The organism is Undibacterium sp. Ji22W (assembly GCF_049340305.1).
In the GTDB taxonomy this organism is placed as follows: domain Bacteria; phylum Pseudomonadota; class Gammaproteobacteria; order Burkholderiales; family Burkholderiaceae_D; genus Undibacterium.
Genome location: NZ_JBMPOU010000003.1, coordinates 554,589 through 568,107, shown reverse-complemented (window position 1 = coordinate 568,107; position 13,519 = coordinate 554,589). Strand labels below are relative to the sequence as shown.

Annotated in this window: 9 protein-coding genes; 3 read left to right on the top strand and 6 right to left on the bottom strand. The window is 44.1% G+C overall.

Features of this window, described 5'->3' with window-relative positions:
• The first annotated feature begins 58 nt into the window (after positions 1 to 58).
• Positions 59 to 1,519, top strand: a complete 1,461-nt coding sequence (locus tag ACO0KW_RS14985; protein WP_423054070.1) for an N-acyl-D-amino-acid deacylase family protein — start codon at positions 59 to 61, stop codon at positions 1,517 to 1,519.
• 69 nt (positions 1,520 to 1,588) lie between these two features.
• On the opposite strand, the gene ACO0KW_RS14980 is transcribed toward ACO0KW_RS14985, so the two are convergent.
• The 6 genes from ACO0KW_RS14980 to ACO0KW_RS14955 form a co-directional block, all read right to left on the bottom strand.
• Positions 1,589 to 3,712: a peptidase domain-containing ABC transporter gene (locus ACO0KW_RS14980; protein ID WP_423054069.1), complete on the bottom strand. Its 2,124-nt coding sequence runs from the start codon at positions 3,710 to 3,712 to the stop codon at positions 1,589 to 1,591.
• On the bottom strand, positions 3,712 to 4,542 hold the full coding sequence (locus tag ACO0KW_RS14975; protein WP_423054068.1) for a hypothetical protein: 831 nt from the start codon (positions 4,540 to 4,542) through the stop codon (positions 3,712 to 3,714). Before ACO0KW_RS14975 ends, ACO0KW_RS14980 begins: the two co-directional genes overlap by 1 nt.
• 243 nt (positions 4,543 to 4,785) lie before the next feature.
• Positions 4,786 to 5,670, bottom strand: a complete 885-nt coding sequence (locus tag ACO0KW_RS14970; protein ID WP_423054066.1) for a hypothetical protein — start codon at positions 5,668 to 5,670, stop codon at positions 4,786 to 4,788.
• Positions 5,671 to 5,853: 183 nt separating this feature from the next.
• Entirely contained in the window at positions 5,854 to 6,270 is a 417-nt protein-coding gene (locus ACO0KW_RS14965; RefSeq protein WP_423054065.1) for a hypothetical protein, read from the bottom strand.
• Between the two features lie 174 nt (positions 6,271 to 6,444).
• Positions 6,445 to 7,806: an HlyD family secretion protein gene (locus ACO0KW_RS14960; protein ID WP_423054064.1), complete on the bottom strand. Its 1,362-nt coding sequence runs from the start codon at positions 7,804 to 7,806 to the stop codon at positions 6,445 to 6,447.
• 246 nt (positions 7,807 to 8,052) lie between these two features.
• Positions 8,053 to 9,174: a serine hydrolase gene (locus ACO0KW_RS14955; RefSeq protein ID WP_423054063.1), complete on the bottom strand. Its 1,122-nt coding sequence runs from the start codon at positions 9,172 to 9,174 to the stop codon at positions 8,053 to 8,055.
• 310 nt (positions 9,175 to 9,484) lie between these two features.
• Here ACO0KW_RS14955 and ACO0KW_RS14950 point away from each other — a divergent pair, with 310 nt between their 5' ends.
• Both ACO0KW_RS14950 and ACO0KW_RS14945 read left to right on the top strand, forming a co-directional pair.
• Positions 9,485 to 11,314 carry a DUF885 domain-containing protein gene (locus ACO0KW_RS14950; protein ID WP_423054062.1) on the top strand — a complete coding sequence of 610 codons (1,830 nt, stop codon included), beginning with the start codon at positions 9,485 to 9,487 and terminating at the stop codon, positions 11,312 to 11,314.
• Positions 11,315 to 11,569: 255 nt separating this feature from the next.
• Complete coding sequence (locus ACO0KW_RS14945) at positions 11,570 to 12,325, top strand: substrate-binding periplasmic protein (protein ID WP_423054060.1); 756 nt, start codon at positions 11,570 to 11,572, stop codon at positions 12,323 to 12,325.
• Positions 12,326 to 13,519 lie beyond the last annotated feature (1,194 nt).

Here is a 13,519-nt window from a genome sequence, read left to right as displayed (position 1 = left end):
ACCCGCGCCGCCGAACTTTATTAACTACAGCGCGGGCTACACCCGTCCTACAACAGCCATGACTAAGCCAACCTTCGACATCATCATCCGCAACGCTGACGTCATCGATGGCAGCGGCACTGCGCCGTATCGTGCAGACATCGCGATCGCCGATCAAAAGATCGTTGCGATTGCACCAGCGCTCAGTTTGGATGGCTATGAAATTCTCGATGCTACTGGCTTGGCGGTTGCCCCCGGCTTCATTGACGTCCACACCCACGACGACAGAGAAGTTTTGGATGCGCCAACGATGCTACCAAAACTGACGCAAGGCGTGACCACCGTCATCACCGGCAACTGCGGCATCAGCTTGTCACCATGGCTCGCAAATAAAATACCGCCCGCACCGTTAAGCTTAATTGGAACGCAAAAAGATTACCGCTACCCTAGCGTTCAAGACTATGCCAAGGCCGTGAAGCAAGCACAGCCAGCAGTCAACGTCGGCATGTTAATTGGACATTCAACTCTACGCGTGAATGCCGTCGCCGATCTGAATCGCGGTGCGAATGCCGAAGAAATCAAAGTCATGCAAGACCTGTTAGCCGAAGGCATGCATGCCGGCGCTTTGGGGTTTAGCTCCGGCTTGTTCTATCAGACTAGCAAAGCGGCGGACAATACTGAAGTCATCGCCTTAGCCAAAATCAGTGCGGCCGCAGGTGGCGTGTACACCTCGCATATTCGCGACGAATACAATGGCGTACTCGATGCCTTAGCCGAAGCATGTGACGCGGGTAAAGAAGCGCAATTACCCGTCATCCTATCGCATCACAAATGCGCAGGACCCGCGAACTGGGGACGCACCACAGAAACCTTGGCCTATGTTACCGAACGTCGAAAAACGCAAGCAGTCGGCCTCGACGCCTATCCCTACACCGCAGGCTCCACGGTACTTGATCCCGATTATGTTGATGGCGTGATCCGCATCATGATCAGCTTTTCACAGCCGTATCCAGAAATGCAAGGACGTGATTTGGCAGACATCGCAGCCGAATGGCAGGTCGATCAAAAAGAAGCTGCACGACGCTTACATCCTGCCGGTGCGGTGTATTTTCAAATGCGTGAAGATGACGTAGAACGTGTTTTAAGCTATCCACATACGATGATAGGTTCGGATGGGTTACCACATGACAGCCATCCACACCCACGTCTATGGGGAGCATTCCCACGTGTGTTAGGTCACTACAGTCGTGAGAAAAAATTATTCACCCTAGCCGAAGCGGTACGCCGCATGACCACACTCTCCGCCGATCATTTCGGTTTAAAACGACGCGGACGGATCGCGCTCAATTGCTGGGCAGATCTGGTGGTATTTGATCCAGCCACGATCTCTGACCAAGCCACTTTTGCTTCACCTAAACAAGCTGCCACTGGCATTCATTGGGTACTAGTGAATGGTGCGATTGCTCTGGCAGATGGTGAGGTCAGCGCCAAACGAAATGGTCGTTTTTTAGACAGGCAGAATGAACGCTATCAATCGTGAGTAGGATCATGAACAAAGAGCAGCAAATTCGTTAGACTGCCCACTTCCAAATAAAGCAGACCCAGCAATCTAGGCGACTAACTCACTACAAACCGTCGCCGCGTCCAAATTCACAGTAGCACGAACTTCAATTGCACGTCCCTCTTTCAACATCACAACACGCTCGGCGGCATTAATTGTTTCCGGTCTGTGCGCCACCATAATGCGCGTTAAAGACAATTGCGCCAGCGCCTGATTTACCTTGTTTTCATTCTCAATATCGAGGTGACTAGTCGCTTCATCCAGCGCGAGAATTCTAGGTTGTTTATACAAAGCCCGGGCTAATAAAACCCGTTGCTTTTGCCCACCGGATAAGCTACTTCCCATATCACCGACCAAGGTCTGATAACCCATAGGCATGGTCACGATATCGTGATGAATCGCAGCGGCTTGTGCGCATTGCTCGACCTGCGTCTGATTACTATGACTATCAAAAAAAGCGATATTGTCGCTGATCGATCCCGCCAGCAAAACATCCTCTTGCATCACGGTTCCGACTAACTGACGGTAGGTCTTTAAACCAAGTTGCGTGATCGGGATATTATCGATCAAGACTTCACCCTCGGTTGGTTTTAACAAGCCTAAGATGATCTTGCACAAAGTCGTTTTACCGCAGCCAGAAGGCCCAACTAAAGCGATGCTTTGTCCTGCAGGGATCGTTAAGTCCACCCCATTCAATACCCAAGGCTCACCATCAGCATAACGAAATTTGACATTCTTTATTGTGATACTCGTCTGTATTCTCGACACATCGGTCTCTACAAGCGACTCTTTTTCTGCCTCTTCCAACACAATATCTGCCAGACGTTCGCTGTGCATACTCAGCATTTTGTAACTGACAAACAAGCCAATTAAGTTAGAAATACGGCCTGTAAAGGTACCCGCATAACTAGAAAATGCCATCAACATACCGACCGTGAGTGCGTTCTGCATCACTAATCCCGCACCGATATAAAACAATAACAAGCCCTGAATACCAAAGATAAAGGTATTACTTACGCTAAACAGTATCGACATCTTCTGCGTTTTAATATCGCGATTCTGCACGTCTATTTTTAAATTTTGCCAACGCGCTAAACGCTCGGTTTCTCGTCCAAATAATTTCAAAGGCGTGATCGCGCGCATCGTTTCTAAAAAGTGACTACTTTCTTTTGCTGATAAAACCAGACGCTCTTGTGATGCTTCGCGAAACGGTTGATAAAACGCCCAGCGCAACAACGCATAAATAAACACCGCGGCTACCACCAGCAAAGTTAGCTTCACGCTATACATCACCATCATGCCGAGTGCCATGAGCACCATTAAACCGTCTAAAGCGGTTTCCAAAAACATACTGGTTAAAGTGCCTTGAATCGCACCTATGCTACCAAAACGTGAAACCACATCGCCCAAATGTCGCTTTTCAAAATAACTGACAGGTAAACGCACCAGATGTGCCAACACGCGCGCCGACCATTGCATACTCACATCCATACTCCAGCGCATCAAAAACCAACTACGCGCCAGACCAATTGCAGTCTGCGTCACCATCAATAATGCGAAGCCAAATACCAGAACAACTAACAACTCGCGATCACCGCTGACAATCACATCATCAATCACAAACTGATTAAACAAAGGTGCAACAATCGCAAAAATCTCCAAGGCAAATGCCAAAGCAAGCACTTGCACAATCGCACGACGCAATCCGATAATCGGCCCCGTCAGATCACGCAAATTAACTTGCTTACGCTCGTCCTTGGCTTTGAATTCAGGACTAGGGCTCAACTCTAATGCCACGCCGGTGAAATGCTGAGAAGCCTCTTCCAAAGAGACTTTACGCTCACCCACCGCTGGGTCGAGCAAGATCAAAGTGATGCGACCACGCAGATCTTTTTTGAGCTTTTTGAGCACCACAAAGTGATTCAAATTCCAGTGCAAAATACAGGGCAAAGCTAACTCTGCCATTTCATCGAGTTCCAATCGCAATGGACGAGAATTAAGATGCATAGCAGAGGCATGCCGCATCAATTGCGCCAGCGTTGCACCTTTTAAGCTGATGGAGAATTGACGGCGTAAATCGGCCAAATCAGTGTGATGACCAAAATGGCTAGCGACCATAGCCAGGCAGGCAAGGCCGCATTCTGAGGATTCGGTTTGGAGAATTGAAAACATTATTTCTTTTCTTCTTCGAAAGTTTTAAATTCCCCCACAATCTTCAATTCCGAATCAAGTCGTTTCGCCATATCATCAAGGTCTTTTTGGCTCTTAGGGTATGGATAATTTTCGATACCTGATACACCGTAATTTATTAACGATTCCTTGCTAGGAAAGTAGACACTTTTTAATGCTGCCTCGTTAAATAAACGTACACTCCACTTCCCCTTAGGATTTAGCGCTAAGAAGTCTGCAATAAATTCAGCAGATTCCTGCTTCTGCTCGACTGGAAATACTTTCCGTACAGTTTGTTTTCCAAAAACTGTTACTTCATAAAAATTATTGTCATTTTTTACCAAATCAAATGAGCGATTTAAGAAACCCAAATCTATTCCAATTTCTTTTCGGAATTTCTTTTCATTCGAAACCAATAACTCTATGCTCCTATTTCCTCTATTCTTTTTATCTAACATTGACGCTGACAAGGCATTTGGATCAAATGCACCATGAAACCCAAGTATCGAGCCTTCACGTATATTTTTCTGATATCCAGACAAAAATAAATAATTTGCACAAGCAGAAAAACAGTATTTATCGACCGTCACAGATACTCGCTTATTCATCAAAAACAAGGCAATTTCTTGTCCATAAAGTGCATTCCCACCATATGAATTAACAATAATTGATCTGCCACCAGCTTTCACATAGGCTAGTATCTTTTTTGAGAATTTTTTATCGACATTTCCTTCTATGGTTAATGGCGCTTTTACCTGTAAATCTTTGCCTTCTAAGCTATAACAATCAAGTATGTAAAAATTACATACTAAAAAGAGGATTAGTGATTTCATTTTGTGTGAATTTAAGAAACAAAGTGCCCAAATAGAACACTTTGTCTTGATTATTAAAACTGATTCCTATTTCTTAGTCGAGCCTTCAACAATTACCGTGATACTCCACTTTTGACGGTATAAATCGGTTAAATTCTTTTGACCCAAAGAATGGATAAAATAAGTTTCCTAGCATTCATTTTGTATCCGTAAAAACAAAGTACACATTTCACTTCCATAAATTTCTGATGGCAAATACTCATCTCAAATATTTACGTCATATAGATTACGATACAAATAATTATTCAGCGTGCAACTCTTCAACAAGTCCGATCTTTCTCCAAAATAAATGGAGCCAAGCGGGAGTTTAAAATACTTATAGAGCATATTTTTTTCTTCGACATTACTTGGGAACCAAAAGCTTCGAATTCCTTTGACTCCCATAGAAGCAAGCTGATGTTCATTTAATCCCCATACACGAATTTCGCGACAACTTATGGGAGAAAACATTCGATGCATTTGCCCTCGTCCAAGAAATTCTTCTCTACTCGATAAAAAATTTAAAAACGAAGTATGAAGATCTTGGTTGATCACCAATTCTTTAAGAAAAGCTGTTTCTTTTTGCCTTATTTTTTCGAAATCAATTCGGGCTGCCATCGACGATAGTGATAGGGAAGTAACGCCTGATGTTAAATATGCCACTTTTTGTAATCGTTTAGAGTCAAAATACCAAAAAGTCTTTTCGTGTATCGCAACAAGTGAACCCGGCAATACGGTTTTGCTTACAGCAGCAGGGAACAAATAATTAGCACAAGCAGAAAAACATCTACCATCTACAATCAAACTCAAATGATTATTTTTCATAAGCTTTGCAAGAGCTAATGCACTTTCCACATCCCCCCCAGGAGAATCGACTCGAACAAGCTTAATTTCTTTATCCTCTAAAATGCCTTTCTTAAACGCCACTGCTAATGCTGGAGTAATTTCACCTACAATGATAATTTGTGCACCCTTTTCAATCAGTATGGCACTTTCATTTTGAGCCAATTTACTACGAACAAATTCAATTCTTGATGCTTGATCGGCACGAATAGTAAAAGGCAACATCAAGATCATTAAAGATAAAAGTTCAACAAATCTAAAGTTCATTTTGATATCCGATTAAATCATGTGACATTTAAAATAATTGTTTTTCATAAAACAGTATTAAGAAGCATCTTCGTATCAAGCAAAGATGCTTCTAGAAGTCTAAATTTAAAAACTTCGTCATCCATAGCACGTGACTAAAACTTTGACTCAAAAAAATTAATTAGCAGTCACTTATTACTCAATTTATGGCTTTTTACAGTTCCAAGTTCGAGTCGCCGATTGCGTAGTCTGCGAAGTTCCTGCCGTTCCGCTTGGCGTCACAGAAGCAGTAACTGACGCACTGATCGTACTTGAACTGGGATTAATTTGATAATTAAATTGACAATTCGCACTGTTAGGAATATTTGCCAATCCTTGCTCAATTTGATATTTAATTTCATCAGCTTCTGTCCATCTAGGTGCACTAATTGTGATACTTTGAATAGCTGGCTCTACTGCACCGGTACCGCTAGAGCCACTTGATCCTCCACTCAATCCAGAAAACCAACTACCAATCAATGCCCACACACTTGGAATTATGCTGGACTGACTCCCATCTCCATCCGCCATTGAAACGCCTCCAGACACCAATACCAGCTCATCATTTGTAATGAAACGCATTTTGTGTTACTCCTATACTTGGTTAAGTTGAACCTATCGATCCTATACCGATAGGCTTTACTGCCTCCGTACAAGGTGTAGTGACCTGTATACGGTTTTTTGCGGTGAGTGGGTTTGTGCTCACTCACTTGCAAATCTTGGCAAGTTTTGATCACTTGCATCTGGTCATCTTTTTCACGGAACAGCATTTTTTGCTACTGCCAACACAGGCTCAATAATCCATTCCCAAATCTTGCGTCTATCCTGCACCACGTCTGCCTCTAAAGTCATGTCGGGCTTGATGATTTGCGCTTGTCCATAGGCGTTGATGGTTTGCTGCCTCAGTTGAACTTTGATGCGGTACAAAGCTTCATTGCTGTTAAAGCCCAAGATGTTTTGCTGCGCATTGCTTAAGATGGTACTAGCAAGATGTTGAGGTAACTCGTTGGGCGCAAACGGTGTTTTGCTCACATCGATCACCGTGCCTGCTTGTAAACCAAATTTTTGGTAGGGGTAGGCGTTGTAGCGTATGAGGACTTGCTGCCCAACATTCACAAAGCCTGCGGTTTTGCTTGGTGCATACAGATGCACTTCTAAGGCTTGTCCCTCGTTTGCATCTTTCGTATCCATCACAGGAATTAGCGTGGCCAGCACTTGTCCGCCATTGATGTTTTGTCCGGTTTGGTTGGTGATAGCGGTGACCATGCCTGATTGAGGCGCTACGATTTGGCTGGAATGACGGTTATCATTTTCTGCGATTTCTTGTTGCAAACCGGCTTTTGCTCGATTTAATTGAGCTAACTCGGTCGCGAGACTATTCGCTAACGTATTCATTTCTGATTGGACGCTAACCTGAGTGGCCTGCAACTGGGTCTTATTGCGCTGGAGACTACCTAGCCGTGTCGAGAGGTCGATATTTTCTTCGATTTTTTGCTGAGTCTGCGCTGCCGACACATATCCGCTATTTTGTAACGTTTGGAATTTATCGATACTTTGCTGGGATAAATTTAAGCGACGTTTCGCAAGCTGGATCTCTTGATCGATTTGCTCTGATTCGACTTGGAGATTGGCAAGCCTTTGCTGCAAAGCCAGCTTTCTTTCTTGTGTTGCACTCTCGCGCAAGCGCTGTTCCGTCGTCAAGGTATCTTGTCTGGAGCGCAGCTGATTGGCGATCAAAGCGGTGATTTCACCTTGACTGTTTTGTCTTTGGGTCGACAAAGTAAATAAAACTTGTCCTGCCTGTACGACATCGCCTTCTTTAATGTGACTTTGGGTTAATACGCCAGCATTAGGCGCGGCGACGCTGATATTACCACCGGTCGGTACGGTAATGCCGGTAACTCGAGCCCTCTTAGTCATACTGCCCAAACTGAGGAAGGCAATCAGCGCTATAGCAACGGCCAGTGCAATGCCAGCAATCAACGAAGAAGAAATAGGTTGAGCCAGACGAATAGCACCCATCCAATTGTTGCCCAATGCAGCGGTGACTTCGGGTCGAAAAAGTGGGCTTTCAACGAGGATCGTTTTCAGCTCTTCTGTTGGCGGCTGGGCAGTCATTGTTGAATCTATCTCTAATTCAAAGGAAGTTAGCGTTACTTAATTCTCTGAATTAAAACATAAATTTACTAAAAATAATATCTTTTTAAAAATTTTATTTAATATTAAAATCCTTTGCTTAAGTTAAGAGTTAAAAGCTGAATATAGGCCGCTCAGTACTGGTATTAGTAAACTATTAGTAATCGCGATTCATAAAACACATGTAATTAATAATTCAATTAAAGGTTTTATCTGCATTCAAGTTAGTCAGCCAGAGCAAGCCAACCAAGCCTCAACTTTAGGCCGTATCGCCCGCTCAACGGCGACGCCTTTAGTGAACGTCCCTAAATCTCCCTGACGCGCGAGTATGCCAACATAGGACTTATTTCTATCCCAGTAAGGATAAGCGCCATACGCGCCTGGACTGGAAATACGCATCGCTGCTGCACAGTTAAAACTGCTGCTTTGACATTCATGCCAGGAGCCAAAACCGTAATGCCAAACTTCACCCAAAGCCGCCGCGGGCGAATACACCAGTTTGGCATTGGCTGTACGATCGGTCAGTAATTGTGTCATCGATGCGGCATTTAACAGTCGTCCTTTTTTCAGGGCAGATAAAAACTCCAAATACTCTTCACCGCTCCAATGCATACCACCCGCGAGACGTGGATTGTTAAGTGATGGCAAGTCGTAACTCGCATTTTTGAACAGGCCCGTTTGCTGCTTAAATTCGCCAAATACTTCTTGCCACGAAGCGACGCCACGTGCTTTGATGGCCATTAAACCAGCGACTTGCAAGTGCGTGCTAGCGTAATAAAACTCCGTGCCAGGTACGATTTGATTATTTGCATTTGAGTTTGCAATCGTGCTCACACAGGATTCAAAATTCATGAATCCCGCGTTGATGCATAAAGGCTCTTCGGTCAATCCAGATGTGAAGCTGAGTAGATTCGCCAGATTCATTGATGCTAACGGTGCCCCAGCTGCAATTGGCCAAGCGTTGATACGGTCTTGCGGCTTGTCGTCCAATTTCAAATAACCTTGTTCAATCAGGCGCAAGATAATCACTGCGCTGACCAATTTTGACGTCGATGCGGATTCGTATAAAGTCTGCATACGTGAACTCCCGCGTTGGTACATATAACGACGCCCATCCTCACGTTCGACAGCAAAGGAAAAATCAGTATCAGTGCTGATTTGCGCGAGTTGACTATTCATCTCACTTTCTAACTGTGTTACGGAGCAGCTACTATTCGCGTTCGTAGCTTGATTGCTTGCCGTTGCTGCCGCAGTTCCGCCTCCACCGCAAGCCACGCACAGGCTACTGCACAATACACTGATCGATACTTTGTTGACGACAAAACTAAATGTCTTAGAAGTTTTTTTCATCACAGTTCTCACAGACTCAATTCAACAAACCTGACTGTAAATTAAGCATTTGTAAATAATCCTACTTTTTACAAAAAATTACAGAGCTTCACATTTAATTACGCCAACGTTCACAACGCTACCGTCTCGACAGATCTAGATCATCGCTGCAATTTATTTGGCGTGCATTATTAGTAAAAATAACGGCATTCCCAATGTCACGCGATCCCATCAGTACAACACCAGCAATTTCATGCTACCAGCATATAAATTGCGGTATTCTTAGCGCTGCACAATGCGCGATTGCTAATCCACTTTACAGGGTACCTCTATGTCTTTTAAAAAATGTTTGCAACTTTCCAGCCTTACCGCTGCGCTCATCGCGGGGTCTGTCATTCTGGCTCCACAATTCAGCATTGCTGCTACCGAAATAGGTCAAAAAAGTGACACGCAGGCTAAGAAGCGATTAGATCAACTAGCTGACACATTTTATGCCACACGAGTGCATTTTGATCCGCTGTTGTTTGCATCCATCAATGGCGATAGCCGTTATGATGCGCAGTTAGGAATCAGCATTGCCCCGCAAAATCGCGCAAAATACTTTGCCGACATGCATAAGATGCAGCAAGGTTTAAAACAAATTGCACGTTTGCAGTTAAATGACAAAGACCAGCTCAACTACGACCTACTCGCGTATGAACTCGATAGTGCACTCCATTTTGAACATTTTCCCGAGCATTTATTACCGCTCAATCAAATGGATAATGTACCAAGCACCCTAGCCAATTTTGCCGGTGGTGATGGTTCACAACCACTCGGTACTGTGCCGCAATACTACGCCTATCTGGCACGCCTCAATGCATTGCCAACTTGGGTCGATCAGGCCATCAAAAATATGCGTGAAGGGATACGGCTGGGGATAGTCCAGCCAAAAGCCATTACGCTAGCCATGCTGCCGCAATTTAAAGCCTTACCGAATGCCAATCCTGAAGCCAGCATCTTTTACACACCGATCAAAAATTTGCCGGCGCAATTTTCTGCCGCAGATAAACAAAAACTGACTAAAGCCTACAATCTGACTATACGCACCAAACTCACGCCATCGCTACAGCGCTTAGTGCATTTTCTGGAAACAGATTACTTGCGTGCAGGTCGTGATAATAGCGGTTACAGCGCCTTGCCCAACGGTGCTGCCTGGTACCAGATGCGGATTAAAGATCATACGACAACGGATTTAACACCGGATCAAATCCACACTTTAGGTTTGCAAGAAGTCGCCCGTATTCAACAACAATGGGAAGCATTGGCGCCTAAACTAGGCTACAGCGGACCTGCCATCGATTTACCAGTCTGGGTTAGTCAACAAGACAAATTCAAATCTTTCAACACGGATACAGAAATACTTGATGCCTATCGTCAAATCGATGCCAAGGTACAAAACAAACTGCCAGAGCTGTTTAGCCTGCTCCCTAAGGGAAAACTCGAGCTGCAATTAGAACCTGAGCTCAGTCGCGCTACGGCATCCGATCATTACACACCACCGTCTGCAGACGGTTCACATCCTGGCGTATTCTGGCCAGTCGTGAACGATCCGAAAAAATATAGCCGCGTTGGTATGGTCACTTTATTTTTGCATGAAGGTCAGCCCGGACACCATTTGCATGCGGCCTTATTGAAAGAAATGGATTTGCCGCAATACCGGAAATTCAACACAGAGAATTTGAACAGCGCGGCGTTTACCGAAGGTTGGGCTTTATATTCTGAAACATTGGGACATGAACTCGGCTTTTATGACAATCCCGAAGCCTATTTCGGTCATCTGAATGACGAATTAATGCGCGCAGTGCGTTTGGTCGTCGACACTGGCATACACGCCAAGGGCTGGACTCGTGAAGCGGCGATCACCTACATGCAGAAAAATCTAGGCTACACCGAAGCGAAGGCAAAAAATCAAATCGAGCGTTACATGGTTCTTCCAGGCCAGGCGTTGAGTTACAAGATCGGTGCACGCAAAATTTTAGATCTGCGCGCCCGAGCACAACAAGCATTGGGGGCGAAGTTCACGCTGCCTAAGTTTCATGAAATTGTAATCGGTGATGGTACTTTGCCGATGCCTATCCTGGAGACACAGGTAGATAAGTGGATTGCAAAAAACAAGTAAGTTAGTTACATTGCTACTGGGGCGTGTTGACAGCGGTACTTCAGATCTCAACGTCAACCGCCCGTGCGACTTCGAAAATCTTTCTCAGAAAACAATGTACCTACCTTCTCTGACGCGCAAGATGAAATGAAAAGTTCATTATGTACGTCGGGAATGGCCTCCGCCGATTTAGCTGTAAACGTCGATGTGAAAGTGAATGAGGTTGCAGCTCCTGATGCATCATTTAAAGCAGAATACAAAATTAACTGACCAGGCATGAAACTATTTCCTGCACTATTGCTGAGTCTATATCCGATACTCGTTGCCTTTCCGGCGTCGGCGTTGGAATTGAGTATTGCATTCGCCAGCGATCGACCGCCCTATTGCTTCCGCAAAGACAACCTGGATCAAGGAATTGAAATTGATTTACTGCGCCTAATCATGGCGCAAGCTGGGCACACCATCAAAATTGTGACGATACCCAAGATTCGTCTGATCAAGGCTGTTAGAGAGAAGGAAGTTGATGCAGCGGCGACAGTACAAGACAATAAAGACAGTAAACTGTATTTTTCTGATCCTTATTTAGAATTTCAGAATGTCGCTATCAGTAAGAGCATACATAAGATTCAGCTCAACGGTTTCCAAGACCTTAAACAAGTCAGTTTTATAATTTGGCAAGATGGTTGGAGAAATCTCGGTCCGGAATTTGAAGCAACTTATCACCCCGATGCGAATGGCATTTTTCCGAAAAACTACAATCAAGCATTTAATCAGTTCAGCCAAAACAAAATGTTTTGGGCCGATCGAGTACAAGTTATCATCATCGACAAAACAATTTTTGAACACTATAAGCGGCAACTGGCAAGTGAGTTTGATACCAGCGTTGCGCTGACCTATCACGATTTAATCAAAACAAAAACCGCCTATGGCGTGGTATTTAATGATGCAAACTTACGCTTACAATTTAATGATGGATTAAAGAAAATTCGGGCCAACGCAAACTATCAAAAAATTATTGATAGCTATAAATAGGCTTAATCCCCACTATATTAGCTTCTACAGGCCTTGCAGACTATTTCTCGTTCTGCCACGGCATCACAAATCACTTCGCGTCTGAACCACTTGCCTACGTTCTGGCATTCAAAGATCTTCCAAGATGACGCCTGTAATGGCTTACAAACTACGCTACTTTTGAAATAGAAAATCTTTTATAACAGCGAACAACCAAGAAAGATGATCTAAAGAAGGCGTTGCTGATGACCTAAGCATCGTCAGCATGTCGCAACATCGCTTAATTAATCAGGCCTAAATACAGCAATGACTGAAAACTCTCAGTCTTAGAAAAATGATGACGCGGTCAGGAATAGGCAAAAAATTTGGTTGGCAGTTGGTAAAGACTGCGTTATCGCCGAGCTAGCTTTAGGTATAGGACTACGTCGCGCTCCTTTAACAGAAATCGGCTTAAGTCAACGGATGCAATCGCCGTATCTTGTTTTCCCTCGACAAGGAAAAAATCAGCTCAAAGGTATCGTCCGGGCAGCACAAAAATTCTATCTACAACCACACGCCTTGGTTGAAAATCAATAAGCAGTTGAACTACAGCAGTTTTTTTCAGATGTAGGAATTCAGCTGGAATAGTATCCATTACAGGAACACAATTTACAAAAAAATCCTCACACGTCAGCCATCAAAAACCCGCGATTCAAAACCATATTTTGTCTCAACCTTGAAAAATCAGCTTAGGGGAATACCTATCGATTTGCGGTTAAGAAAAACAGTTTCGATCACCGCGCCTCTTACTTGAACACTACCTTTGGCGTTGAGTACGGCGGGATCAATTTTGCACACATCTCTATAACGCTCATGTGTAATAAAAAACTAGGCTAAAAATTAATTGCAGCAAGATGGACCCGACTTTCCTGCATTCTGCGCCGAAAAAGCCACCGTTCGTCCCAAAGTATTTGCATAGTCAAAGCAAGACTTGCACACTACACAGGTCTCAATGGTGCAAGGAATCGATGTTGGACGTGCTCATTGTTTCAACCTCCCTTTTTCGTCATCTCAGGTCTACCTGAGATGACGTTTTTTTATCTACTCGCATTTTATGCGTTCAAAAACCGTTGGAATCGTAAGGAAACGCGTCTATACTTTCCCAAAGGTACATCCCGTCATGACACTTTATAAATGATCAAAAGTTGATCAATAACCTTAAGTGCGGTAGGAAGC

Bases quoted from the DNA above. Each gene is read 5' to 3' on its own strand.
- ACO0KW_RS14975 (WP_423054068.1), bottom strand. From the start codon at position 4,542: ATGAAATCACTAATCCTCTTTTTAGTATGTAATTTTTACATACTTGAT.
- ACO0KW_RS14985 (WP_423054070.1), top strand. From the start codon at position 59: ATGACTAAGCCAACCTTCGACATCATCATCCGCAACGCTGACGTCATC.
- ACO0KW_RS14960 (WP_423054064.1), bottom strand. From the start codon at position 7,806: ATGACTGCCCAGCCGCCAACAGAAGAGCTGAAAACGATCCTCGTTGAA.
- ACO0KW_RS14955 (WP_423054063.1), bottom strand. From the start codon at position 9,174: ATGAAAAAAACTTCTAAGACATTTAGTTTTGTCGTCAACAAAGTATCG.
- ACO0KW_RS14965 (WP_423054065.1), bottom strand. From the start codon at position 6,270: ATGCGTTTCATTACAAATGATGAGCTGGTATTGGTGTCTGGAGGCGTT.
- ACO0KW_RS14945 (WP_423054060.1), top strand. From the start codon at position 11,570: ATGAAACTATTTCCTGCACTATTGCTGAGTCTATATCCGATACTCGTT.
- ACO0KW_RS14980 (WP_423054069.1), bottom strand. From the start codon at position 3,712: ATGTTTTCAATTCTCCAAACCGAATCCTCAGAATGCGGCCTTGCCTGC.
- ACO0KW_RS14950 (WP_423054062.1), top strand. From the start codon at position 9,485: ATGTCTTTTAAAAAATGTTTGCAACTTTCCAGCCTTACCGCTGCGCTC.
- ACO0KW_RS14970 (WP_423054066.1), bottom strand. From the start codon at position 5,670: ATGAACTTTAGATTTGTTGAACTTTTATCTTTAATGATCTTGATGTTG.